This is a genomic window from Mesorhizobium sp. M0088 (genome assembly GCF_040322895.1).
In the GTDB taxonomy this organism is placed as follows: Bacteria; Pseudomonadota; Alphaproteobacteria; order Rhizobiales; family Rhizobiaceae; genus Mesorhizobium.
Genome location: NZ_JAMYUI010000033.1, coordinates 1 through 25,000 on the forward strand (window position 1 = coordinate 1; position 25,000 = coordinate 25,000).

Genomic DNA, 25,000 nt, shown 5'->3' on the forward strand with positions numbered 1-25,000 from the left:
GGAGTTCGCCAATGCAACTTGACACCACAGATAGTCGCTCATTGTCCTGCCGGACATTTCTCCCCGTATAGTGACGGGGAGAAAGACGCAGTCATCGGCGCTTTCGCCAATTTTCAACGCCACCAAATAGGTGCCGAGGGCGCGGCTGCCCTCTTCTCCCCGTCACTATACGGGGAGAAGGTGCCGGCAGGCGGATGAGGGGCGGCGCCCGCCTTCGTCCTAAAGAGTACCACCCCTGTTCCACCCCCGGCCCCGATCACCGAACATCGCATAACCAGCATCCGTCACCGCCAGCGTGTCCTCCAGCTTGATGAAGCCGCGCGTCGGGTGAAGCATGGTTGTCTCCACCGACAGCACCATGTTCTTCTCCAGCGGCTTGGCCGCATAGGTGCCTTCATAGGTCACCGGGTGGTTGGTCATCAGGAACGGCGCCTCGTGCGTGATCAGGCCCATGCCATGGGCGAAGAAATCCGTGTAGGGCGCGACCTTCGAAGCCTTCAGCACGCCCTCGGCATGCGAAATCATGTCGCCGCCCAGCGTGCCCGCTTTGACTTTTGAGAAGGCCGCCTGCTGCACCGTCTCGACCTCGGCCAGCAGATCTTCCAGTTCGGCATCCGGTTCCCCGAGAATGCCCATCCGGCAGAGATCGCCGATATAGCCGTGAAAGTTGCCGCCGGAATCGATTGACAGCACCTCGCCCTTCTTCCACGCTTGCGGCGAGGCGGCGCGGTTGTGGCTGGAGCCCAGCGTCAGCAGGCAATATTCGAAATGGATGCCGCGATTGGTTTCCTCGCGCCGCAGCTGTTCGATGATCTCGCCCTTGGTCGTGCCTTCGCGCGCCCAGGCTATGGTCGCCAGCATGGAATCGGTGATCCGTTCAGAGGCCGTGCGCAGCTTCTCCAGTTCGGCATCGGTCTTGATGGCGCGCATGCGCTCCAGCATGTCGGTCGCATCGATCAGCCTGGCATCCGGCAATGCGTTGCGGATCAGCGTATAGGCGTCCGACGGCAGGAAGCCGGGCTCGATGCCGATGCGCGCGCCCGCCTTGCCGATCTTCTGCAGATGCTCGACCGCAAGGTTGGCGGCGTCGAGCGTGCCCCAGCAGGCGGCGTGCAGCGTCGGCGTCCAGAACGGGTTGTTCTGATGCTCGCCGCCCTCCATGCGGTTGCCGATATAGGCGGCATGGTCCGGCCCGCCCTTTTCGTACACGACGATCGGCAGATACCGGCTGTGGCCGATCGCATCCATGGCGGCGAAGAAAATGAACTTGTAGCCGCCCAGCAGATATTGCGTGTTGTGCTTGGAGGTGGCGAGCAGCACATCGATGCCGGCCTCCTCCATCAGCCGGTCGACCCTTGCCTGGTCGAACGGGATATTGCCGACCGCATTCTTGCCCGGAGCAATGTTCATCTCTCTCTCCCTGAATTGCCGGATCGCCGCTGTTCCGCTCCCGATCCCTTGGCAGTGGTCAAATCTGCACCATTTTGCCCGTTCTGGTCCAGCCAGAAACAGATGAAATGTCGCGTCTCTATGTCTCCGTCCCGTCATACGTCGCATATTCAACCAATCTGGTCCTACCAGAATGATCAAATTGAGCCACGCCCTCCAAACTGGTCCAGCGGACGAAAATTTCAAAGCCAAGCGAGGATGCGCCAATTCCGTCTCTGGCGAAACCCTCGGCAAGGCTCATAATCGCCGCCGCAAGGATGCCGGTGGGCTTGCCGGCGTCCGAGGGGTTGGCGCACCCGACCGGGTCGCGGAGAGGACGGAGTTCGATCATGTCAGGTTTCACGATTTCCAGACGCACGATGCTTGCCGGCTCGGCAATGCTGCTGGCCTCCACCGCAATGCCGGCACCGGGCTGGGCGCAGACGCCAAAGAAGGGCGGGCGGCTGGTGCTTGCCGCCGATTCCGAACCGCGCAACCTCAACCCGGCGATCGTCGCCTCCAACGGCGTGTTCTTCATCTCCAGCAAGATCGTCGAAACGCTGGCCGAAGCCTCCTTCGACGGCAAGGACGGGCTCGCGCCACGGCTGGCGCTGAGCTGGGAAGGTGCCGCCGACGGGCTCTCGGTAACGTTCAAACTGCGCGACGGCGTCAAATGGCATGACGGCAAGCCGTTCACCTCGGCCGACGTCGCCTTCTCGGCGCTGCAGATCTGGAAGCCGCTGCAGAATCTCGGCCGCACCGTATTCAAGGATCTGGCCAGCGTCGACACGCCCGACGATCTCACCGCCGTGTTCAAATTCGCCAAGCCGACGCCGTTCCAGCTGATCCGCAACGCGCTGCCGGCGCTGAGCAGTGTGGTGCCGAAGCACATCTATGAGGTCGGCAAGATCGAGGACAACCCGGCCAACAACGCGCCCATCGGCACCGGACCGTTCAAATTCGGCGAGCACAAGGCCGGGCAATATTACCGGCTGATCAAGAATACGGATTACTGGGGCAAGGACGAGCCCTATCTCGACGAGATCATCTACCAGGTGCTGCCGGATCGCACGTCAGCGGCGAGCGCGCTGGAGGCCGAAGAGATCCAGCTCGCAGCCTTTTCCGCCGTGCCGCTGGCCGACCTCGACCGCATCTCGAAAGTGCCGGGCCTGAAGGTGATCTCCAAGGGTTACGAAGGGCTGACCTATCAGCTTGTCGTCGAGATCAACCATCGCCGCAAGGAACTGGCCGACGTGAAGGTGCGCCAGGCGATCGCGCATGCCATCGACAAGGATTTCGTCGTCAAGACGGTGTTCCTCGGCTATGCCGCGACCGCCACCGGTCCGGTGCCGAAGAACGATCCGCAATTCTACACCGCCGACGTGCCGACCTATGCCTTCGACGTCGCCAAGGCCAACGCGCTGCTTGACGAGGCTGGCTACAAGAAAGGCGCCGACGGCAACCGCTTCTCGCTCAAGCTGCTGCCTGCGCCCTATTTCAACGAGACCAAGCAGTTCGGCGACTATCTGCGCCAGGCGCTCGCCGCCATCGGCATCGATGCTCAGCTGGTCAACAACGACTCGGCCGCGCACATCAAGGCGGTCTACACCGACCACGCCTTCGACCTCGCGGTCGGCCCGCCAGTGTTCCGCGGCGATCCGGCGATCTCGACCACCATTCTGGTGCAGAGCGGCATTCCGGACGGCGTGCCGTTCTCCAACCAGGGCGGCTACAAGAACGACGCGCTCGATGCGCTCATCGCCAAGGCGTCGGAGACGCTCGATACATCAGCCCGCACCGACCTCTACAAGGAATTCCAGAAGGAGGTGGCCACCGACCTGCCGCTGATCAACGTCGCCGAATGGAGTTTTATCAGCGTCGCGCGCGACACCGTCGGCAACATCGCCAACAACCCGCGCTGGGCGGTGTCGAACTGGGCGGACACGTATTTGGAATCGTGACAGAATTGCGCGGATGAAAATTCGCGAAATCAGCGTAGGCGTTGAGCCCTACGAGGCCCCCCTCTGTCCTGCCGGACATCTCCCCCTCAAGGGGGGAGATTGGCTGGCCGCACCGTCGGCTGATTTTCCTGCAGCGTCGAACATTGGCGAAACCATAAATGACTTCCGATCTCCCCCCTTGAGGGGGAGATGTCCGGCAGGACAGAGGGGGGCGCTCAGGCGCGACATCTCTCTTGGGCGACTCAGTGCCAAGCCTCCGACGCCCCCATGACCCGCGCCCTCACGCTCATCCGCCGTCGCCTTGTCGGCAGCGTCTTCGTGCTGCTGATCGTCGTCGTCGGCACCTTCCTGCTGCTCGAAGCTGCCCCCGGCGATGCGGTCGATGCCTATATCGTCTCGACCGGTGGCGACGCCGGCATGATCGAATTGTTGCGACATCGCTGGGGCCTCGACCAGTCGGAGCTGACGCGGCTCGCCAATTACCTCTGGGCGCTGTTGCATCTCGATCTCGGCCAGTCGGTGACCTTCTCCAGGCCGATCCGCGACGTCATCCTCGAACGCCTGCCCAACACGCTGCTGTTGATGGTCAGCGCCACCGCGCTCTCCTTCGGGCTCGGCTCGGCACTCGGCATCTACGCCGGCGCACAGCCGGGCAGCTTCCGCGACCGCTTCCTGTCGATCGGCTCGCTGGCGCTCTATGCAGTGCCGGGTTTCTGGCTCGGCCTGGTGCTGATCGTCGTCTTTGCCGTCGACCTGCGCTGGCTGCCGATCGGCGGCATCGAAACCCTGGCCTCTGACAAGACCGGTCTTGACCGCGCCGCCGACATCGCCGTCCATCTCGCCCTGCCCGTTTCCGCCCTCGGCTTCATCTACCTGGCGCTCTATCTGCGCATGATGCGCGCCGGCATGGCCGAGGTCTGGCGACAGGATTTCGTGCTGGCCGCACGCGCCAAAGGATTGTCACGCCGCCGCATCGTGCTCGCCCACGTCGCCCGCAATGCACTGCTGCCGCTGGTCACCATGCTCGGCCTGCAGTCGGCGCAGATGCTCGGCGGCAGCGTCGTCATCGAGAGCGTTTTTTCCGTGCCCGGCCTCGGCCGGCTGGCGCAGGAGGCGGTCGCCTCCCGCGATACGCCGCTTCTGCTCGGCATTATCCTCACCAGCGCCGTCCTGGTCATCGTCATCAATTTGCTCGTCGACATCGCCTACGCGTTCCTCGATCCGCGCGTAGGCGCCAGCGAGGCCGGCGCATGAGCCCGCTCCGCCGCTTTCTGCGCACGCCCGAGGCGGTCACCGGCGCCATGCTCCTGGCGGCGCTGATCGCCATGGCGCTGTCGGCGTCGCTGCTGTTCCCCGGCGACCCGCAGGCCATCGCCGGCCCGGCGCTGCTGCCGCCGTTCCAGGACTGGTCGCTGCCGCTCGGCACCGACCGGCTTGGCCGCGACGTACTGGCCGAGCTTTTCCACGGCGCCCGCACATCGCTGGCTGTCGGGCTCGCGGCTGCGGCCGCCGCACTTGTCGTCGGCGCCGTGGTCGGCACATTGGCCGGCTTTGCCGGCGGCCTCGTCGACGAGGTGCTGATGCGCATCACCGACGCCTTCCAGACCGTGCCGAGCTTCCTGCTGGCACTGGCCTTCGTCAGCGTCGTCGGACCGTCGCTCGGCGTCGTCGTGATTGCCATCGCGCTCGGCACCTGGACCGGACCTGCCCGGGTCGCCCGCGCGGAAGTCCTCTCCATTCGCGAACGCGATTATGTCGCCGGGGCCAGGGTCATCGGCATGCACCCGCTGGCGATCGCCTTTCGCGAGGTGCTGCCCAATGCCCTGCCGCCGGTGCTGGCGATGTCGTCGGTGATCGTCGCCGCCGCGATCCTCACCGAAGCGGCGTTGTCGTTCCTCGGCCTCGGCGACCCCAACCGGGTCACCTGGGGCGGAATGATCGCCGAAGGCCGCGCTGTCCTGCGTACCGCGCCCTTCCTGTCGATTGTCCCGGGCATAGCGCTGGTGCTGACCGTGCTCGGCGTCTATCTCGCCGGCGAAGGCATTGTCGAGACGACAGCGGTCAGGAGAGGCCTGTCGTGACCGCGCTCGCTTCGATCCGCGACCTGACGGTGACCTACCGGCGTGACGGCAATGAGGTGGCAGCGCTGAGGAGTGTAAGCCTCGATATTGCCAATGGCGAACGCCTCGCCATCATCGGCGAAAGCGGTTCAGGCAAAAGCACGCTGGCGCTGGCGATTGCCGGGCTGTTGCCGGGGTCCTCCAGGCTTGGAGGGCGGATCGACTGGTTCTTACATCCGCCGTTGGGCGCCAAGGCGCCCCCCTCTGTCCTGCCGGACATCTCCCCCTCAAGGGGGGAGATTGGCAGTTTCGCTGTCGGCTCATCTCCTGCAACGTTGGTGATTGGCGAAGGCGGAAATAAGGGCGTAATCTCCCCCCTTGAGGGGGAGATGTCCGGCAGGACAGAGGGGGGCCTCGTAAGGCGCGAAGTCCGAAAGTCTTCCCTCAAACAGAGCTACATCCCCCGCCTCGGCCGCGACATCGGCTTCGTCTTCCAGGACCCCTCCGCCAGCCTCGATCCTGTCATGACCATCGGCAAGCAAATCGCCGAAGTAGCGCGCACGCATCTCGGCCTCACCTGGTCCCAGTCCTATGCCAAGGCCAAAAGCCTGCTGGAGCGCGTCCGCCTGCCGGACCCGGACTCAGCCTTGCGCGCCTTCCCGCATCAGCTTTCCGGCGGCCAGAAGCAGCGTGTGGCGATCGCCGCAGCCATTGCGGCCGGTCCGAAGTTGCTGATCGCCGACGAAGCGACCAGCGCGCTCGATACCATCGTGCAGGCCGAGATCGTCGCCTTGATCCGACGCCTGGTGACCGAGGACGGTATGACGCTGCTGTTCATCAGCCATGACATCGCGCTGGCGGCCGAGCTTGCCGAGCGTATCGCTGTTTTCCGTCATGGCCAGTTGGTCGAGCTTGGCATGACGGCGCAGATTGTCGGCGCCCCGGCCCAGCCCTATACGCGCGCACTGCTTGATGCCCATATCGGCCTCGACACCAGGCCATTGCTGAACCGAGCAAGGCTCCACGCATGAGCCTGCTGGCGGTGTCCAACCTGACCAAGCGCTACCGTCGCGGCAACAAGACCATCGCTGCCGTCGACGATGTCTCCTTTCACATCGACCCCGGCGAAACGCTGGCGTTAGCCGGACCTTCCGGCAGCGGCAAGTCGACGATCGCGCGGTTGGTGCTGCGATTGATCGAGCCGGACGACGGACGCATCGACTTCGAGGGCAGTGATTTCCTGGCCTCGAGCGGCGCCGCGCTGCGAGCACGCCGCGCACGCCTGCAAATGGTGTTCCAGGACCCATTGGCCGCCTTCAATCCGCGCGCCACGGTGGCGCGTGTGCTCGACGATCCCTTACGCGTCCATGGCATCGCCTCCCGCGCCGAGCGCCCGCACCGCATCGCCGCCTTGCTGGAGCGCGTCGGGCTGACGGCGAACCTCGCCCCGCGTGCCATCCATGAGATCTCCGGCGGACAGCGGCAGCGCGTCGCCATTGCCCGCGCCATCGCCACGAAGCCGTCGCTGATCGTGCTCGACGAGGCGGTGTCGGCGCTCGACGTCTCCGTGCGCGGGGAGATCCTCGAGCTTTTGCTCGACCTGCAACGCCAGGAAAAGATCGCCTATCTCTTCATTTCACATGATCTCGGCGTCATCAGGTCGGTCGCCCACCGCGTCATCCTTCTCGATGCCGGACGGATTGCCGAAAACGGCGATGCCCAAACCGTCATCGACGCACCGCAATCGGCCATCGGCAAGGCGCTGGTGGCGGCAGCACCGAGATTGAACCGGACCCTGATGCGGCTGGCGTCGGCCGGCCTCGATTGAGACCCGGCCGCCGCCACCCGTTCGCTCAATAGCCGACGGTGAAGCGCTGCCTGATATGGGCCGGCTTCTCGATCTCGTCGACCATGACGATCGCATAGTCCTCGAAGGAAATGCTGCTGCCCTTGTCGGAGGCGAGAAGTGTATCCTTGCCGAGGCGGAATTTGCCTGTGCGCTCGCCAGGCACGAACATGGCGGATGGCGACAGGAACGTCCAATCGAGGTCGTCGACCGTCTTCAATCTGTCCAGGAAGTCGGCGCCCTTCTGCGCTTCGGCCTTGTAGATATCAGGGAAGTCGGGGCTATCGACCAGCCGCTTGCCCGGTGCGACTTCGAGACTGCCGGCGCCGCCGACGATCAGATAGCGCTTCACGCCGGAGGCGCGCACCGCCTCGATCAGCGTATCGGCATCGCTGTCCAGGAAATGCACGGAGCTGATCACCGCGTCATGGCCGCGGATCAGGTCCGCGAGACCTTGTCTGTCGAAGACATCGCCTTTCCTGGCCGTCACGCCCGGAAGGGCGACGATCTTTTCCGGGTTGCGCGCAATGCCGGTGACGGTGTGGCCGCGATCGGAGAGTTCCCTGAGAAGGCGCGAACCGACAGCGCCCGATGCACCAATGAGAGCGACTTTTGCCATGTCTGTTTCCTTATTTCTTGTTGGGGGTCTGGAGGATGGGATCACGCCGCCGCGATATGGGCGACAAGATTGTCGAAGCTGCCGAACAGCGCGTTCGAACCGATGAGCCGGGGCGCATCATTGCGGATGACCGAGAGCGAAGGCACGCCATCGGCATGCAGGCGCTGGAACAGCGCACGGCCACGGCCAACCAGATCGCGGTGAGCCGTCAGCAATGTTTCGGTCGGCGCCTTGAGCATTTCGGTGGCGTCCGCCATGCCGGCGGCGGCGAGCACCTCGGCCACACCGCCGATCGTCACGACATCGCGTCCTTCTACATAGCGCGCATGCTGGATCGTCTTCAGCGCCGCAAGCCGGCGGCTGGGATCTTCCAGGCCAGCGGCACTGATGCCGAGTGTGGCGGCATGTGAGTCGAGCAGGGTCCCACGAACATTGAGGACATTGTGCCGGTAGGCCGGCGTGAAGGATTGTCCGGTCAGGCGCTCGATGCGCTGGTCGTTCGCCCAGGCATGCGCCGCAAAGCCTTCATCCATCGGACGCGCGCCGGCGCCGGAAAACAGGCCGGTCGGCAGCAGTTCGACGTTCAGGCCGGCGGCCGACAACCGGTCGAGCATCGGGGTGGCGCCATAGCACCAGCCGCAGAGCGGATCGAAAAGATAGGTCACTTCTGAATTGCTCATAGTCGCTGCCATTCCTGCCCGGCCACCGGACTCGTCGAGGCCGTCGCTCATATGTGGCAGACGGCAGCCTTGCGATAAATGGCGCCCAATTGTACAAACTGTCTGATCCGATCATACAAAGGGCAGCCAGCTTGGCCGAACTTCTGAACCTCAATCGGCTCGCCTACTTCACCACGGTGATGGAAACCGGCTCGTTCACCGCCGCGGCCGACCGGCTTGGCGTCGCCAAGGCCGTGGTCAGCCACCAGATCGGCAAGCTCGAAGAGGAGCTGGGCGCAACGCTGCTGCAGCGCACGACCCGGCGTGTCACGCCGACCGAAGAGGGCCGCCTCTTCTATGACCGCGCGATGATCATCCTGCGCGAAGCGGAGGCGGCCTATGGCGAAATCTCGCGCGGAGCCGTCGAACCGAGCGGAACGCTGAGGCTGACGGCGCCACTCGACTACGGCACCAAGATCGTGGCTCCGGTCATGGCCGCCTATCTCAGAACCTACCCGCATATGCGCGTCGAGGCGATCTTCGACGACGCCGTCAGCAATCTGGTGGACGAGCAGATCGATCTCGGCATCCGCGTCGGCTGGCTCACCGATTCCTCGAACCAGGCGCGGCGCCTGGGGACGATCCGGCAGATCGTGGTGGCGAGCCCTGGCTTCGCGGCGAGCCTGCCGCCCGATGTGACGCCGCGCCAGGCAAGATCGCTGGCCTGGGTCGGCAACACCCAGTTGCGCGGCATCGGCCAATGGCTGTTTTCCAGGGATGGCGAGACGGTGCTGACCGAGCTCAATCCGGTCATCATGTGCGACAAGAGCCCCGCCGCCCTGGCTTGCGTGCTCGCCGGCATCGGGCTCGGCGTCTTTCCGGATTACAGTGTCAGCGACGATATCGCCGAAGGACGGCTGGTGCCGGTGTTTGCCGACTGGAGCTTGCCGTCAGGCGGCATCCACGCGGTCTTTCCGCCGGCCCGGTTCCGGCCCGCCAAGGTGCGCACCTTTGTCGATCTGCTCGCGGCGGCCGAGAGACGGCGATCGCGCGGTGTTGCCGCGGCCTGAAGCCGATGGCGGTCAGCGGGCCTCTTGCAGGATCATCTCGGCTGCCTTTTCCGCGATCATGACGACCGGCGAGTTGGTGTTGCCCGAGACGATTGTCGGCATGATCGAGGCATCGACCACGCGCAGCCCGCCAAGCCCGTGAACACGCAGGCCGTCGTCGACCACCGCCATCGTATCCGAACCCATCTTGCAGGTGCCGACGGGGTGGAAAATCGTCGTGCCGATATCGCCGGCCTTGCGGATGAGCTCTTCGTCGCTGTCATACTGCGTGCCGGGCAGCATCTCTTCCGGCGCAAAGCGCGCCACCGCCTGTGCCTTCATCAGGCTGCGGACATGGCGCAACGACGCGACGGCCACGCTGCGGTCTCCCTCGGTGGAAAGATAGTTCGGCCGGATCTTCGCCGCCTCCCGCGCGTCGGCTGAACCCATGTGCACGCTGCCCCGGCTTTCGGGACGCAGATTGCAGACCGAGACGGTGACCGCGGGAAAGCGATGCAGCGGCTCGCCCAGACGGTCGGTGCTCAGCGGCTGCACATGGTATTCGAGGTCGGGGGTTGCGAGACGCGGATCGCTCCTGGCGAAGATGCCGAGCTGGCTCGGCGCCATCGACAGCGGCCCGCTGCGCTTGAGCGCGTATTCCAGCCCCATCGACGCACGGCTGACCAGATTGTGATAGCGCTGGTTGAGCGTGGCGGTGTTGGCGACCTTGAAGACGGTGCGGATCTGCAAATGGTCCTGCAGATTTTCTCCGACGCCCGGCAAGGCGTGACGAACATCCACGCCGATGCCCGAGAGCAGGTCGGGGCGACCCACCCCCGACAGTTCGAGCAGCTTGGGCGAGTTGATGGCGCCGGCCGCAAGGATCGTCTGTCCAGCGCGGACCTGGTGCAGGCGGCCGCCTTGGCGGAAAACCAATCCGGTGACGCGCCGGCCGTCGAATTCGAGCCGTTCGGTCTCCGCGCCGAGCACCACGCGCAGGTTCTTGCGCCCCGCTATGCCGCGCAAAAACGCCTTCGACGTGTTCCAGCGCACGCCCTTCCTTTGGTTGACCTCGAAATAGCCCGAGCCTTCATTGGTGCCGGTGTTGAAGTCTTCGGTGCGCGGAATGCCGAGTTCCTCGGCCGCGTCCCGGAAGGCGTCAAGGATCGGCCATGAAAGCCGCTGCCGTTCGACCCGCCACTCGCCGCCGCTGCCATGCATGGCGCCTTTGCCGCCGTGATAGTCTTCCGACTTGAGGAAGTAAGGCAGGACATCGTCCCAGCCCCAGCCGGCATTGCCGGCCTGACGCCAGCCATCATAGTCGGCTGCCTGGCCGCGCATGTAGATCATGCCGTTGATCGATGAACAGCCGCCAAGCACCTTGCCGCGCGGATAGTTGAGGCTGCGTCCATTGAGACCGGCTTCCGGCTCGGTCTTCATCATCCAGTCGGTGCGCGGGTTGCCCATGCAGAAGAGATAGCCGATCGGGATATCGACCCAGTGATAGCGGTCGCTGCCGCCGGCCTCGAGCAGCAGCACATTGTTGCGCGGATCGGCGGAGAGCCGGTTGGCGAGCACGCAGCCGGCGGAGCCGGCGCCGACGATGACGTAGTCGTAACTGCCGAACGGGGACGGTGGATCTTCGGTCACGTGCGCGCCTGCTGTCCGGCGATGCGCTCCCACATCGGGGTCATCGCCTGGTTGATCTCGCCGTACAGTCGATACCGCCCCGAATATGCATCGGCAACCGCCTCGTTGGGTACAAAATGTCGGGCCGCCGCCGTCATGGCGGCTGCACCGGCACTGTAGTCCGCGAAAATGCCGACGCCGGTGCCCGCCGCGATCGCCGCTCCCAGCGCGCCGGTTTCGCGGCTGCGCGCCACGGTGACGGGCACGCCGAGCACATCTGCGAAGATCTGCGGCCAGACGCTGCTGCGCGAGCCTCCGCCCGACAGCACCACCTGGTCGAAATCAGCGCCCGCTTTGTGCAAGGTCTCGACATGGCGCTTGTGCTCGAAGGCAACGCCCTCGAACAGCGCACGCAGCAGATGGGCCCGGCTGTGCCAGCCGGCGATGCCGTAGAAGCCGGCGCGCGCATGGCCATTCTGCTGCGAGCCGTAGAGGAAGGGATGATAGATCGGGATGTCGCTGTTGGGATCGACAGAGGCGACGAGTTCGCTGCACAATTCGAACGGCGACTTGCCGGCTTCGCCGCCATGTTCGAGGAATTCGCGAACGATCCATTCGAGATTGGCGGCCGAGGTGGCACTGGATTCGATCGCCAGATAGCGCTGGCGGTCGAAAGTCGACAGCATGAAGATCGAAGGGTCGCGGATCGGTTCGTCGGTGATGACCTGGTTGATGCTCCAGGTCCCGGCGATAACCGAGGCGGCGCCGGTTCTGGTCACGCCCGAACCGACCGCGCTGGCGACGACATCGAACAGCCCGGCGACGACCGGCGTGCCGATGCGCAGCCCAGTCAGGGCCGCCACCTCCGCGCTGACATGGCCGGCAATGTCGGCCGATTCCAGCACTGGCGGCAGCAGGTCCATGCAATCGCCGAGCCCGTAGGCGGCAAGCAGGTCCGGCTCGTAGCGGCGGTCCTGCATCTCCAGCAGGCCGCAGCCCGACATATCTGAAGTATCGCTGCTGCGCGCACCTGTCAGGCGATTGACGACGAAATCCTTGCACAGGAACACAGTTCCGATGTTGGCGAACAAGGCCGGCGAAAAGCGCTTGAGCCAGGCAAGCAGGGTCGGTGTCTGCGCCGCCCACGGCCGTTGCAGGCAATGTGCATAGGTGCGGTCGCCGACATTCTCTTTTGCCCATTCGGCAACGATGTCGACCGCGCGCGTGTCGAGCGACTGGATGCCGATCAGCGGCGCACCCGAGCGATCCAGCGCGTAGAGCCCGTTGCCATGGCCGGCGCAGCCAATGGCGACGATCTCGCCGGCGTCGATACCGGCTTCAGCAATGCATTGGCCGATGACCGAGACCGCGTTGCGCCAGAGTTCGTCGAGATCGCGTTCGACATGCCCGGGCTTTGGCATGGACGAGCGGCCGTCACGGGCGGCGAATGCCAGTTCGCGGCCGGACAAGTCGAAGAGGATGGCCTTGATGACGGTGTTGCCGGCATCGAGGCCGAGGATGTAGCTTGCCATTGGCGCCTCCCGAGGCCGCAGCCTATGCCTGGTTGTACAGATCCCAGGCCACGCCGCCATCGGCATCGTCATGAATGATCGCCATCAGCCCGCGCACGACGGCGCTCGGGTTGGCGTGCTGGTAGATGTTGCGGCCATAGACCATGCCAAGCGCACCCTGTGCCATCAAGGCGGCCGACTTGTCGAACACGGCACGCAGATCCTCCTTGCCGCCGCCGCGCACCAGCACCGGGCAGCGCGCCGCCTCGACGACGCGGTGGAAGTCGTTGGGATCGGTGGTCGGATCGGCCTTGACGATATCGGCGCCCATTTCGCGGGCAAGCCGGGTCAAGGTGACGATCTTTTCGGCATCGCCGTCGACCATGTAGCCGCCATGCTCAGCGACCGGCAGCATGGCCAGCGGCTCGATCATCAGCGGCAGGCCGTATTTCTCGCAATCCGCACGCACGCGGGCGATATTCTGCACGCATTGCCGGAACAGGTCCGGCTCGTCGGGCAGCATGAACAGATTGACCACGACGCAAGCCGCATCCATCTCGATGGCGCCAAGCAAGGGCTCGGCTTCGTTCTGCAGCACCGCCCACATCGCCCGGTGGCGTATCCTGTTATAGGGATTGCCCATGTCGATGCGCATCACCAGCGCCGGCTTGTCCTTGCCAGGCACGGCCTGCAGCAGATCGGCCTGGCCGTAGTTCATCTGGATGGCGTCGGGGCCGGCCTTGACCAGCTGGTTGACCACACCGGCCATGTCTTCCAGCCCGGCAAGGAAGCTCGGCTCGTTGCAGACGCCGTGATCGATGGCGACGTCGAGACAGCGGCCGCCGCCGAACAGACGGTTCATGCGGACTTTCTTGTTTACGCGCATAGGGCGCTCCTTTGATGCGTCTGGAGATCGATGCCGTGCCGGTAGGCCAGCAAGGTGAGGAAGGTCGAGCGCTCAGTGGCGGCCTCGCTGGCGCTCCAGCCCTTGTGCGCCGCCAGCATGTCGAGAACGGCATTGACGAGGTCGAAGCTGAGACCGCCCGAAATGGCGATGGTGCTGCGGCGCAGGAACAGGTCGGCGAGGCACTCGACCTGCTCGCGCTCGATGATGCGCCCTATCTCGCTTGCCGAATAGTCCGACCGCGGCAGCATCTGTTCGCCCGCCGGGTGCGAAACGAAATCCCTGGCCGACGTGCCATAGCGTTGCAGAAGTGTCTGCGCGCGCTCGACCGGCAGGCCATGCTCGGCAGCGAATGATGCGCACCAGACCTGAGGGTCGGTGGGAAAATCGCGGCCGCCACCGATGGCCATGTCCTGCGTTCCCTGGCTGCGCGCGAGGCCGAGCCGCTTCAACGCCATATCGGCGGCCAGCGCTCCAAACGAACGGAAGGTGGTCCACTTGCCGCCGATCATGCACAACGTCGCCGGCAGATGCCCGGCCGGTTCGACGAACTCGCAAAAATGATCGCGCGGTATGCGGCTGGTAAAACTGTCCTCGCTGGCGGGCAACGGGCGCACGCCGGCGAAGCGGAACACGATCTGGTTTTCCGTGATCTTGATCGAGGGGAAGACGAAAGCGAGCGACTGCAGGATGTAGCGCTGCTCGTCCTCCTCGCAACGGACCTGGTCCGGATCGTCCACCCGGATGTCGGTCGAGCCGATCAGCACCTTGCCTAGATAGGGAAACAGGATGCAGATGCGCCCGTCCTCGTTCTCATAATAGACCATATGGCCGCCGAGCGCGTCGAGCAGTTCGCCGTTGTCGACGATCAGATGCGAGCCCTTGGTACCGCCCATCATCGTCTGCGCCGTTGCCCCGATGGCCTTGTTGGTCAGGTCGATCCAGCCGCCGCTGGCGTTGATGACCAGTTGCACCCGTACCGGCAGCTCTTCGCCCGTCAGCGTGTCGGTGATGACAAGGCCGTCGCCGGTCGACGACACCTGAGCGTAGTTCAAGGCGCGGGCGTTCGCTGCGCTCGCCGTGGCATCCAGCAGCATCTCCAGGCCGAGGCGTTCGGGCCGGCTTACCCAGGCGTCGTAGTAGGTCGCCGAATTGCGGATCGCCGGATTGATCGCCGGCCATGTCTTCAGGGTCTCGGCGCGGCCCCTGAACCTGTGCGTCGGCATCAAACGCCGTGCCGCGGTGAAAAGGTCGTACATGGCAAGCCCCGCCTTGATCACCAGCGCCCCGCGCCGGCTCGGCCGCCGCGTCAACCCCAGGAAACGCACCGCACCGTTGGCGAGACCGGAGAAAATGTCGAAGATCGGCACCGTCGTCGGTAAAGGGGCCACATAGTGCGGGGCATTCCTCAGCAGCCGGTCGCGTTCGAGCAGCGATTCGCGCACCAGTTTGAACTCGCCGTTTTCGAGGTAGCGCAGGCCGCCATGCACCATGCGCGACAGGGCGGCGCTGGCGCCGCTGCAATAGTCGCCCTTCTCCGCCAGCACGACATCGACGCCTTGCAGGGCCAGTTCGCGAAAGACGCTGATGCCGTTGATGCCGCCACCGATGACGAGCACGGCGATATCAGGCCGGTCGCGCAGACCGGCTAACGTATGGCTTCGGTTCATCGGGGCTGTTGCCTTTTTTGCTCAGGCATCCATCGCGGTGAGATGCGCGGCTGCCGCGGCGTCGATTGCCGTTAGCTCGCTTGCCGCAAGCGTGATCTCGCCGGCCCGTGCATTGTCGAGCGCCTGTTCGGGATTGCGCGCGCCGCACAGCGCGAAGGTGATGCCCGGCTGGGCGAGCGTCCAGGCGATGACGATCTGCGCCATCGACGCCTGGTGGCTTTCGGCGATCGGGGCGATTGCCTCTTTCAGCTTTGCGACCTTCTGCCGGTTGGCCGTGGAAAAGCGTGGGTTGTCCTTGCGCTGGTCGTCGCCGCCGAATGTGCGGCCGGGGTCGACCGTGCCGGTGAGCAGCCCCAGCGCCAGCGACGAATAGCTGAGGGTAGCGATGTCGTGTGCGCGAGTGATCGGCAGCAGGCTGCCCTCGAGGTCGCGGTCGATCATCGAATAGCGCTCCTGGATCGCATCGAGCTGGCCGGCGTCGATATAATGGCCAAGATCCTCGGCGCTGATGTTGCTGGCGCCAATGGCGCGGATCTTGCCGGCTGCCTTGAGCTTTTCCAATACCGCCATCGTCTCGGCGATCGGCGTCGTCGGATCCTGCCAATGGGTGATGTAGAGGTCGATATGATCGGTGCCCAGACGGCGCAGGCTCTGCTCGATCTCATAGGCGATGCCGTCGGCGCCGAGATAGCGATGCACAGGCTTGCCGTCCTGATCGAAGAAATGGCCGCCCTTGCCCGAATGCCAGTTCAACCCGCATTTGGTCGCGATCACCACTTTGTCGCGCTTGCCCTTGATGGCGGTGCCGACGATCGCCTCGCTGCGGCCAAGACCGTAGGCCGGCGCTGTGTCGATCAGGCTGAGGCCGGCATCGATCGAGGCTTCGATCGCCCTGACCGACTCATTCTCGTCGGTGCCGCCCCACATCCATCCGCCAATCGCCCAGGTGCCCAGGCCTACGGCCGACGCCGATATGCCGGACTTGCCGATCTGCCGCTGGATCTGTCGAGAATTCATGCTACCTCCTGTTCGGCCAGCTCGAGGATCTGGAGCCCCGTGGCCTCGTCCGTGACGATGGTGTCGAGATGGTTGCCGCGCAGGGCGGCGAGGATCGGCGCGACCTTGCTGGGGCCGCTTGCAATGCCGATCGAGCGCGGGATGGTCGCGAACTCGTCAAGCGTCAACGAGACCAGCGAACGGTTGAGCGAGTAGTTGCAAAGCTTGCCCTGGCGGTCGATGAGATGAGCGAGCAGCTCGCCTGTCGCCCCGGACTTCTCGATCGCCTGGCGATCGGCATTCGAGGACGGATGCAGGTCGTAGTAGCTGGAATCGTCGGTCAGGATGGAGCCGACACCCACCACCGCGACATCCGCCTCGCGCGCCTTGCGAAACACGTCGGCGACGGAGCTGATGCCCATCAGCATTTCGCGCTGCTGCACGGTGTCGGCAAACAGCGGCGCATGAATCTGATAGGCGCGGCCGCCGAGCTTGTCGGCCATCAGCGAGGCGACGTGGTTGACGTCGGTGTAGTGCTTGCCCTGCACCAGGCCGGTTGCGGGAATGATCTCGACGTCGTATCGGCGCCCCGGCTTGAGACCGGCGACCAGCGCGCTGACGCCCTTGCCGCCGGTGATCGAGATCGTGTCGCCGTCCTTGATGGTGTCGAGCAGCAGCCCAGCCGCCGCCTCGCCGACCCGCTGCAGGGCCGTGTGCGGATTCTCGGAGACCGACGGCACCACCATCGCCCGCTCGATGCCGCCCAGCGCAACCAGCCGTGCTTCCAGGTCGACCAGATGGTCGATCGGTGACTTGATCTTGATCTCGACGAGGCCGAGCTGGTGGCCGCGCTTGATCAGCCGGTTGACCGTCGCGTGCGAGATGCCGAGTTCCCCGGCGATCTCGGCCTGGGTCTTGCCTTCGACGTAATGCAGGACAAGCGCCTGGTGCATTTGACGAACAGCGGCGATGTCGTCGCGGGTGTTGGGAGGGGCCATGGTCTTGCTGCGGTGCCTTTAGAGTTCAGGACTTCTTGCGATGCAGGAAGTGATCGATCGATACGGCTGCGAGCAGGATGCATCCCTTGATCATGTCCTGCCAATAGACCGAGACATCGAGCAGGATAAGCGAGCTCGTCACCACCGACAGCAACGCCATGCCGAGGATCGCTCCGAAGATGGTGCCCGAGCCACCATTGAGCGAGGCGCCGCCGATGACGGCCGCGGCGATGATGTTGAGTTCCATGCCGGCACCGAAGGTCGGTGTCGCCGCGCCGAAGCGCGCCATGTAGATGACACCGGCCAGTCCGGCCAGCGTCGAGCACAGCACCGTGACCCAGAACTTCACCTGATTGGTCCTGATGCCGGAGAACTGCGCGGCCTTCTCGTTGGAGCCGGTGTAGAAAACCTTGCGGAAGGCCGTGGCGCGACGCAGCAGGAAGTCGAAGATCGCCACCACGACGATGAAGATCAGGATGACATAGGGGATGTTGTTGAGACTGCCCTGGCCGATGGCCTTGAAGGCCGGCGGCAGGGTGAACAGCGACAGCGGCGTGCCCTTGGTGACCACCAGGCACATGCCGCGCACGATGACCATGGCCGCCAGCGACGTGATGAAATGATTGAGGCCGATCACGGTCACGAAGAAGCCCATCGCCGCGCCGATCAGCGCGCTGACGCCGATGCCGATCAGGCTTGCCGTCCAGGGATCGAGGCCGGCAAGGAACAGCGCACCCGAGACCACCATCGAGAAACACACGACCGAGCCGACGGAAAGGTCGATGCCACCGACGATGAGCAGGATCGTCATTCCGACGACGACGATGCCTTCGATGGAAAAGCTCATCAGCATGGCGCGGAAATTGCCCCATGTCAGGAAGTGCGGCGAGGCGAAGCTCATGGCGATGCACAGCGCCAGGATGATGACGATCAGCCCGGCCTCGCGCATTGAGGCGAGCTGAGCGAAATTGATGCGCCGCCCGGCGGCCTTGATCTCGGCGTGCACGAGCGCTTCTCCTGATTCCCTAGGCGACATTCTGGGCCTGCCTTTGATTTGAACTGTCTTGAACGCCAGAGGCGAGCATGATGATGGCTTCCTCGCCGAGCTCGCTGGCCGTGAGTTCGCCGGCGATCCTGCCTTCGCGCACCACGACAACGCGGTCGCACAAGCCAATCAGCTCCGGCAGTTCCGACGAGATCACGATGACGCCGACACCGCTGCCGGCAAGCTGGCGCAGCAGCCGGTGGATCTCGACCTTGGCGCCGACATCGATCCCGCGCGTCGGCTCGTCCATGATGATGACCTTGGGACTGACGGACAGCTGCCTGGCGATGGCGACCTTCTGCTGGTTGCCGCCGCTCAGCGTCGAGACGGTAGCCTCGATGCCGGCCATGCGCACGCCCAGCCTGCCGGTCAGCTCCCTCGCCTGACGATCCTCGGCCTTGCGGTCGAGCAGGCCGAGGCGCCCGGTGAGCCGGCCGAGGTCGAGCGCCGAGATGTTCGCGGCGATCGGCAGATCGAGGAACACGCCGGAGCCTTTGCGGTCCTCGGAAAGGTAGACCAGCCCCGCCTTGACCGCATCGCCATAACCGCGCAGCCGGAGCTGCTTTCCGTCGAGCGCGACGGTTCCAGACGTCCTTGGCCTCAGACCACAGACCGTTTGCGCGATCTCGCTGCGGCCGGCGCCGATCAGGCCGCCTATGCCCAGAATTTCGCCGGCACGAAGCTGCAGATCGACGTCGGCGAAACGGCGGCCATCGGAAAGCCCCTCGACCGAGAGAAGCAGGCGCCCAGGCTCCTGCGGCGCCAGCTTGTCGGGATAGAGCTGGGTGATTTCGCGGCCCACCATCTTGCGTACGACATCGTCCGGTGAGACGGTTGCGATCGGATCGGTCGCCACGTAGCGGCCGTCGCGGAAGACGGTGACGCGGTCGCACAGCGAGAATATCTCGGCCATGCGGTGGCTGATATAGACCACCGAAATGCCACGCTCCTTGAGCCCGCGCACGATCGAGAACAGGCGCTGCGCTTCGCTTTCGGTCAGCGCCGCGGTCGGCTCATCGAGCATCAGCACCTTGCAGTCGAGCGTCAGCGCCTTGGCGATCTCGACAAGCTGCTGGTTGGAAATGGAGAGGTCGGCAACCCTAGTACGCACCGGAATGGGCGCGAGCAGGTCCATGACCTTCTGGGCGTCGGAATAGAGCTTTTGGAAATTCATCAGCGGCGCGCGCCGGCTGTTGATCGCGGCCATGTAGATGTTTTCGGCAACCGTCGCGTCCTGGCACAGCGCGATTTCCTGGTGGACAAGCGCGATGCCGAGGCGTTGGGCAGCCGCTGGCGAGTGGATCGAAACACGCTCGCCATCGATCAGGATGTCGCCCTCGTCGGGCTGCAATACACCGGCGATCATGTTCATCAGCGTCGACTTGCCGGCGCCGTTCTCTCCGCACAGTGCATGGATTTCGCCGCGCCGCAGCTCGAACCGTACGTCGCTCAGCGCCTTGACCGGGCCGAATGCCTTGGACAGGCCACGGATTTCAAGAATGGGCGCCTGGGTCACGCCGTGCTCCTGCGATGAACCTGCGGGGGAGGAAGGAGGCCGAAGCCTCCTTCCCGGTTAATCCGGCCATGCCGAGGCCGGGCGGCGAGATCGAGACTATTCCTCGATGCCCTTGGTGCCGCGACGCTTGAGGTACTTGTCCCAGTAGAAGTCGTCCGCATTGTCCTTAGAGACGATGGAGAAGCCATTGTCGACGAAGGGCACGCTCATCGGGTTGAAACCCGAACGCTTGGCGTCGTTCATCGGATCGATCAGGCCGGGATGCTTGGCCATCCACAACAGCATGAAGCCCATATAGCCCTGCATGCCCTGGTTTGGGTTGACCGAGCCGAAGATCTCGCCGGCCTTGATCATGTCGAGGATCTTGGCGTTGACGTCGGCGAGCATGACGCGGATCTTGCCACCGCCTTCCTTGGCGGCCTGGGCAGCGCCGATGGCCGAGTTGGCCTCCGGCATGAACACGGCGCCAAGATCAGGATGCGCCTGCGCCAGGCTCAGAACCGCCTGATAGGCCTTGGTCGGATCCTGGTTCGAAGCGGCGCGGCCGACGAGCTTCATGTCAGGCCATTTGGCTTCCATGCGGGCAACGAACGCGTTGACGCGCTTGTCGTGGTTGTCCTGGCCGGGATTCTCCAGCACCGCATATTCGCCCTTGCCGTCCATCGCCTTGGCAACGGCGTCGGCGGCATAGGTGCCTTCGGCATTGTTGTCGGAGGTGATGTAGGAGACGCGCTTGGAATTCGGCGAGTCGGCGGCGAAGGTCACCACCGCGGTGCCCTGTTCGATGGCGCGGTTGATCGGCTCGATGAACGGATCGGAGTTCATCGGATGCACCAATATGCCGGCCGGCTTCTGCGCCAGCGCCTGGTCGAAGGTCGCGATCTGCTTGTTGACGTCGTATTCCGGCGTACCCGTATAGGCGGTCTCGCAGCCGAACTGCTGGCCGGCCTGCTTGAACATTTCGTAGACCGGGAACCAGTATTCGACGCCCGAGACCATGACGTTCATGACATATTTTTCACCCGGCTCGCATTTGAACGGGTTTGGGGTTTCGGCGCGTACCTGCATCGACCCAAAGCAGGTCGATGCAGCCGCCGCGATTGCGAGCGTGCTCAGAAATTTGCGCAAGTTTCCTCCCTTGGCCGAAGCCATCCTCAATGACCGTCGCAGGCGCTCAGCGAGCGCTGCCGTATGGATTTGATGATGCCAACCTTCCTCCGAAAGCCGACGATCGGGACATTACAGCCTCGGCGCACGTTGTCAATATAATTCACATGCTGAAATATATTTCACAACCTACTTCCGGGGAGCCTACGCTCCGGTCGACGAAGCTGGTCGCAGGCCGCCAAGGTGCCGTACGGGCCAGGCAAGGCCTTTCCGGCCTTTTTGGCCGCGAACCGGGGGGTGTGGTTGGAGTATCTGCACCCAGGAGTTCGCGCGGTGCCCTCCCGCCGGCCGCGTCTTATCACGTGAAGCCCAGATCTTGTTTGATAAGCATCTGCTCCGGGCGCGGCGTGACGCTCTCCATGTCGCTTGGCCAAGAAGTCTGCTGCTGCGTCGGCTTACAGCAGCCTTGACCACCCGGAGTATTGCGAGAACCTTCGGCTGTCCCGCTGGCTGGTGCCTGGCGAACTGTTTGTTTGGTGCAGATTGGTTTGCAGGGGACGGGATTGGTTTTTTTGTTCCGCAGCTTGGGCTTCGCCTTGTTGCGGGCGCCTGATCCGGGGCAATCGATGGCCAGCCCAGCCGAACGCAAACGGCCGGCGGGCATTGTGCCAGGCAGGCTGTTTTTGATTTGGTTTCGGGGACGGGATTTGAGTTTTCTGTCTTGCGGCTTGGGCTTGGCCTGCTTGGGGGCGCCTGATGACGGGTTAAACGCCGGCACCAGGGCAAAAAACAAAAGAACCCGCACGAGGCGGGCTGTTTGTTTAGTGAGGTTTGGTTGCGGGGACAGGATTTGAACCTGTGACCTTCAGGTTATGAGCCTGACGAGCTACCGGGCTGCTCCACCCCGCGTCACCTCTTAGCAAGCGTTTGCTTGCTAATCTTAGCAAGCGTTTGCTTGCGTTCCTAAGCAAGCGTTTGCTTGCTTTTTTGTGCAAGCCGAGGCCTACAGATAGGTATATGGCTGACCAAATGAAAGGGCCGCTTACGCGGCCCGTGATCCCTTGGCGGGCCATTTCATAAAGAGAAGATATCACTCCATCCGATTGGATGTGAGTTCAACGTGCGTTTAGCAGACCTGGCAGCGACCTACTCTCCCGCGTCTTGAGACGAAGTACCATCAGCGCTGGAGCGTTTCACGGCCGAGTTCGGAATGGGATCGGGTGCAGCCGCTCCGCCATAACCACCAGGTCGGCAAAACGCACGTTGTTCGAGAAGCTTTTGAGCGAAGGAGCACAAAGAGGCATCGGCAGCGGAGCTGTCGGGTGCCTCTCGGGGCTATTCGCTGGTCTTTTTGTGCCTGTCATCCTCCGATTTGGAGCGATGAGCATAAGGAATGAGAACGATCAAGCCGATCGAACTATTAGTACCGGTAAGCTTCAAGCGTTGCCGCTCTTCCACACCCGGCCTATCAACGTGGTCGTCTTCCACGGTTCTCAGGGAATACTCGTTTTAAGGTGGGTTTCCCGCTTAGATGCCTTCAGCGGTTATCCCGTCCGGATATAGCTACCCTGCTATGCGGCTGGCGCCACAACAGGTCCACCAGAGATCCGTCCATCCCGGTCCTCTCGTACTAGGGACAGATCCTTTCAATATTCCTACACCCACGGCAGATAGGGACCGAACTGTCTCACGACGTTCTGAACCCAACTCACGTACCGCTTTAAATGGCGAACAGCCATACCCTTGGGACCTGCTCCAGCCCCAGGATGCGATGAGTCGACATCGAGGTGCCAAACAACCCCGTCGATATGGACTCTTGGGGGTCATCAGCCTGTTATCCCCGGCGTACCTTTTATCCGTTGAGCGATGGCCCTTCCACGCGGGACCACCGGATCACTATGACCGACTTTCGTCTCTGCTCGACTTGTCAGTCTCGCAGTCAGGCAGGCTTATGCCATTGCACTCAGCGAACGATTTCCGACCGTTCTGAGCCCACCATCGCGCGCCTCCGTTACTCTTTAGGAGGCGACCGCCCCAGTCAAACTACCCACCATACATTGTCCCGGACCCGGATAACGGGCCGCGGTTAGACATCCATAGTAATAAGGGTGGTATTTCAAGGGTGGCTCCACCTGAGCTGGCGCCCAGGTTTCAAAGCCTACCACCTATCCTACACATGCCACTACGAATGCCAATGTAAAGCTATAGTAAAGGTGCACGGGGTCTTTCCGTCTAACCGCAGGAACCCCGCATCTTCACGGGGAATTCAATTTCACTGAGTCTATGCTGGAGACAGCGGGGAAGTCGTTACGCCATTCGTGCAGGTCGGAACTTACCCGACAAGGAATTTCGCTACCTTAGGACCGTTATAGTTACGGCCGCCGTTTACTGGGGCTTCGATTCAGAGCTTGCACCCCTCCTCTTAACCTTCCAGCACCGGGCAGGCGTCAGACCCTATACGTCGTCTTGCGACTTCGCAGAGCCCTGTGTTTTTGATAAACAGTCGCTACCCCCTGGTCTGTGCCACCCTCCTCTACTTGCGTAGAAAAGGGTCACGCTTCTTCCGAAGTTACGCGTGCAATTTGCCGAGTTCCTTCAGCATAGTTCTCTCAAGCGCCTTGGTATACTCTACCAGACCACCAGTGTCGGTTTCGGGTACGGTTTATAAGGAGGAGCTATTTCCTGGAACCACGCAGCAGCCCGTTCAATCCGATAAGATTGGACTACCTCAATGATCCGTCACTACCTCCAAGCCCACGAATATTAACGTGGTTCCCATCGACTACGCGTTTCCGCCTCGTCTTAGGGGCCGGCTAACCCTGCTCAGATTAGCTTTAAGCAGGAACCCTTGGTCTTTCGGCGGGGGAGTCTCTCACTCCCCTTACGTTACTCATGTCAGCATTCGCACTTCTGATACCTCCACCACCCCTCACGGGTATGGCTTCATCAGCTTACAGAACGCTCCGCTACCGCTTGGCCCTTGCGGACCAAACCCTAAGCTTCGGTGTATGGCTTTAGCCCCGTTACATTTTCGGCGCAAAGACCCTTATTTAGACCAGTGAGCTGTTACGCTTTCTTTAAATGATGGCTGCTTCTAAGCCAACATCCTGGTTGTTTTGGGATCCTCACATCCTTTCCCACTTAGCCATAACTTGGGGACCTTAGCTGTAGGTCAGGGTTGTTTCCCTTTTCACGACGGACGTTAGCACCCGCCGTGTGTCTGCCGACTAGTACTCCCAGGTATTCGGAGTTTGGTTAGGTTTGGTAATCCGGTGAGGACCCCTAGCCCATCCAGTGCTCTACCCCCTGGGGTATTCGGTCGACGCTCTACCTAAATAGATTTCGCGGAGAACCAGCTATTTCCGAGTTTGATTGGCCTTTCACCCCTAGCCACAAGTCATCCCGAACTATTGCAACAGTTATGGGTTCGGTCCTCCAGTAAGTGTTACCTTACCTTCAACCTGCTCATGGCTAGATCACTCGGTTTCGGGTCTAATGCGACGAACTGAACGCCCTATTCAGACTCGCTTTCGCTGCGCCTACACCTAGCGGTTTAAGCTTGCTCGTCACACTAAGTCGCTGACCCATTATACAAAAGGTACGTGGTCACCCAGGACGAACCTTGGGCTTCCACTGTTTGTAGGCAATCGGTTTCAGGTACTCTTTCACTCCCCTTGTCGGGGTGCTTTTCACCTTTCCCTCACGGTACTAGTTCGCTATCGGTCATGCACGAGTACTTAGGCTTGGAGGGTGGTCCCCCCAATTTCAGACAGGATTTCACGTGTCCCGCCTTACTCGAGGACGATTGATTGCATTACGCGTACGGGGCTGTCACCCACTATGGCCCTACTTTCCAGAAGGTTCCGCTTGTCTCTCAATCGCCACTGGCCTGGTCCGGGTTCGCTCGCCACTACTTCCGGAGTCTCGGTTGATGTCCTTTCCTACGGGTACTTAGATGTTTCAGTTCCCCGCGTTCGCCACTTTACCCCTATGTATTCAGGG

At 63.0% G+C, this 25,000-nt stretch carries 20 protein-coding genes, 1 tRNA gene and 2 rRNA genes (1 of these 23 cut by a window edge); 6 read left to right on the forward strand and 17 right to left on the reverse strand.

Annotated features, from left to right (window positions below; translation table 11 throughout):
* Positions 1-219: 219 nt before the first annotated feature.
* Both NKJ67_RS30685 and NKJ67_RS30690 read right to left on the reverse strand, forming a co-directional pair.
* Positions 220-1,410, reverse strand: a complete 1,191-nt coding sequence (locus NKJ67_RS30685; protein WP_352585019.1) for a M24 family metallopeptidase — start codon at positions 1,408-1,410, stop codon at positions 220-222.
* Positions 1,411-1,528: 118 nt separating this feature from the next.
* Entirely contained in the window at positions 1,529-1,780 is a 252-nt protein-coding gene (locus NKJ67_RS30690) for a hypothetical protein (RefSeq protein ID WP_352585021.1), read from the reverse strand.
* On the opposite strand from NKJ67_RS30690, the gene NKJ67_RS30695 reads away from it, so the two are divergent.
* The 5 genes from NKJ67_RS30695 (at position 1,779) to NKJ67_RS30715 (ending at position 7,277) form a co-directional block, all read left to right on the forward strand.
* Positions 1,779-3,389, forward strand: coding sequence for an ABC transporter substrate-binding protein (locus NKJ67_RS30695; RefSeq protein ID WP_352585023.1), 1,611 nt, complete (start codon positions 1,779-1,781; stop codon positions 3,387-3,389). The genes NKJ67_RS30690 and NKJ67_RS30695 overlap by 2 nt on opposite strands.
* 267 nt (positions 3,390-3,656) lie before the next feature.
* A complete protein-coding gene (locus NKJ67_RS30700) occupies positions 3,657-4,643 on the forward strand; it encodes an ABC transporter permease (RefSeq protein ID WP_352585025.1) in 987 nt (328 codons plus the stop codon).
* Positions 4,640-5,470 carry an ABC transporter permease gene (locus tag NKJ67_RS30705; RefSeq protein WP_127322012.1) on the forward strand — a complete coding sequence of 277 codons (831 nt, stop codon included), beginning with the start codon at positions 4,640-4,642 and terminating at the stop codon, positions 5,468-5,470. Before NKJ67_RS30700 ends, NKJ67_RS30705 begins: the two co-directional genes overlap by 4 nt.
* A complete protein-coding gene (locus tag NKJ67_RS30710; protein WP_352585028.1) occupies positions 5,467-6,480 on the forward strand; it encodes an ABC transporter ATP-binding protein in 1,014 nt (337 codons plus the stop codon). Before NKJ67_RS30705 ends, NKJ67_RS30710 begins: the two co-directional genes overlap by 4 nt.
* Positions 6,477-7,277: an ATP-binding cassette domain-containing protein gene (locus NKJ67_RS30715; protein ID WP_352585030.1), complete on the forward strand. Its 801-nt coding sequence runs from the start codon at positions 6,477-6,479 to the stop codon at positions 7,275-7,277. The genes NKJ67_RS30710 and NKJ67_RS30715 overlap by 4 nt, the downstream gene beginning before the upstream one ends.
* A gap of 25 nt (positions 7,278-7,302) precedes the next feature.
* On the opposite strand, the gene NKJ67_RS30720 is transcribed toward NKJ67_RS30715, so the two are convergent.
* Together NKJ67_RS30720 and NKJ67_RS30725 are read right to left on the reverse strand one after the other, a co-directional pair.
* Entirely contained in the window at positions 7,303-7,914 is a 612-nt protein-coding gene (locus NKJ67_RS30720; RefSeq protein WP_127322455.1) for an NAD(P)-dependent oxidoreductase, read from the reverse strand.
* 41 nt (positions 7,915-7,955) lie between these two features.
* The gene (locus tag NKJ67_RS30725; protein WP_128363555.1) at positions 7,956-8,594 is read right to left on the reverse strand and encodes a DsbA family protein; all 639 of its coding nucleotides are present in this window, start codon (positions 8,592-8,594) and stop codon (positions 7,956-7,958) included.
* Between the two features lie 131 nt (positions 8,595-8,725).
* Between NKJ67_RS30725 and NKJ67_RS30730 the strand changes: the two genes are divergently transcribed.
* On the forward strand, positions 8,726-9,643 hold the full coding sequence (locus NKJ67_RS30730) for a LysR family transcriptional regulator (RefSeq protein WP_127809245.1): 918 nt from the start codon (positions 8,726-8,728) through the stop codon (positions 9,641-9,643).
* A gap of 12 nt (positions 9,644-9,655) precedes the next feature.
* On the opposite strand, the gene NKJ67_RS30735 is transcribed toward NKJ67_RS30730, so the two are convergent.
* The 13 genes from NKJ67_RS30735 to NKJ67_RS30795 form a co-directional block, all read right to left on the reverse strand.
* Entirely contained in the window at positions 9,656-11,272 is a 1,617-nt protein-coding gene (locus NKJ67_RS30735; RefSeq protein WP_352585033.1) for a GMC family oxidoreductase, read from the reverse strand.
* Complete coding sequence (locus NKJ67_RS30740) at positions 11,269-12,783, reverse strand: FGGY-family carbohydrate kinase (RefSeq protein ID WP_352585035.1); 1,515 nt, start codon at positions 12,781-12,783, stop codon at positions 11,269-11,271. Before NKJ67_RS30740 ends, NKJ67_RS30735 begins: the two co-directional genes overlap by 4 nt.
* Positions 12,784-12,805: 22 nt before the next feature.
* Positions 12,806-13,648: a class I fructose-bisphosphate aldolase gene (locus NKJ67_RS30745; protein ID WP_027037817.1), complete on the reverse strand. Its 843-nt coding sequence runs from the start codon at positions 13,646-13,648 to the stop codon at positions 12,806-12,808.
* Positions 13,639-15,336, reverse strand: coding sequence for a glycerol-3-phosphate dehydrogenase/oxidase (locus tag NKJ67_RS30750; protein ID WP_352585037.1), 1,698 nt, complete (start codon positions 15,334-15,336; stop codon positions 13,639-13,641). Before NKJ67_RS30750 ends, NKJ67_RS30745 begins: the two co-directional genes overlap by 10 nt.
* Before the next feature lie 21 nt (positions 15,337-15,357).
* Positions 15,358-16,353 (reverse strand): aldo/keto reductase, encoded by a 996-nt coding sequence (locus NKJ67_RS30755; protein WP_352585039.1) that lies wholly within the window; start codon positions 16,351-16,353, stop codon positions 15,358-15,360.
* Entirely contained in the window at positions 16,350-17,330 is a 981-nt protein-coding gene (locus tag NKJ67_RS30760) for a sugar-binding transcriptional regulator (RefSeq protein WP_127321031.1), read from the reverse strand. The genes NKJ67_RS30755 and NKJ67_RS30760 overlap by 4 nt, the downstream gene beginning before the upstream one ends.
* Positions 17,331-17,355: 25 nt before the next feature.
* Positions 17,356-18,279: an ABC transporter permease gene (locus NKJ67_RS30765; RefSeq protein ID WP_352585086.1), complete on the reverse strand. Its 924-nt coding sequence runs from the start codon at positions 18,277-18,279 to the stop codon at positions 17,356-17,358.
* Between the two features lie 76 nt (positions 18,280-18,355).
* Positions 18,356-19,891: a sugar ABC transporter ATP-binding protein gene (locus tag NKJ67_RS30770; RefSeq protein WP_352585042.1), complete on the reverse strand. Its 1,536-nt coding sequence runs from the start codon at positions 19,889-19,891 to the stop codon at positions 18,356-18,358.
* A gap of 96 nt (positions 19,892-19,987) precedes the next feature.
* Entirely contained in the window at positions 19,988-21,019 is a 1,032-nt protein-coding gene (locus NKJ67_RS30775) for a substrate-binding domain-containing protein (protein ID WP_013529471.1), read from the reverse strand.
* 337 nt (positions 21,020-21,356) lie between these two features.
* Complete coding sequence (locus tag NKJ67_RS30780) at positions 21,357-21,803, reverse strand: hypothetical protein (RefSeq protein WP_352585044.1); 447 nt, start codon at positions 21,801-21,803, stop codon at positions 21,357-21,359.
* Between the two features lie 27 nt (positions 21,804-21,830).
* Positions 21,831-21,907 (reverse strand) — tRNA-Met (locus tag NKJ67_RS30785).
* Between the two features lie 224 nt (positions 21,908-22,131).
* Positions 22,132-22,246 (reverse strand): 5S ribosomal RNA (gene rrf, locus NKJ67_RS30790).
* Between the two features lie 151 nt (positions 22,247-22,397).
* Positions 22,398-25,000, reverse strand: a 23S ribosomal RNA gene (locus NKJ67_RS30795) (it continues 219 nt past the right edge of the window).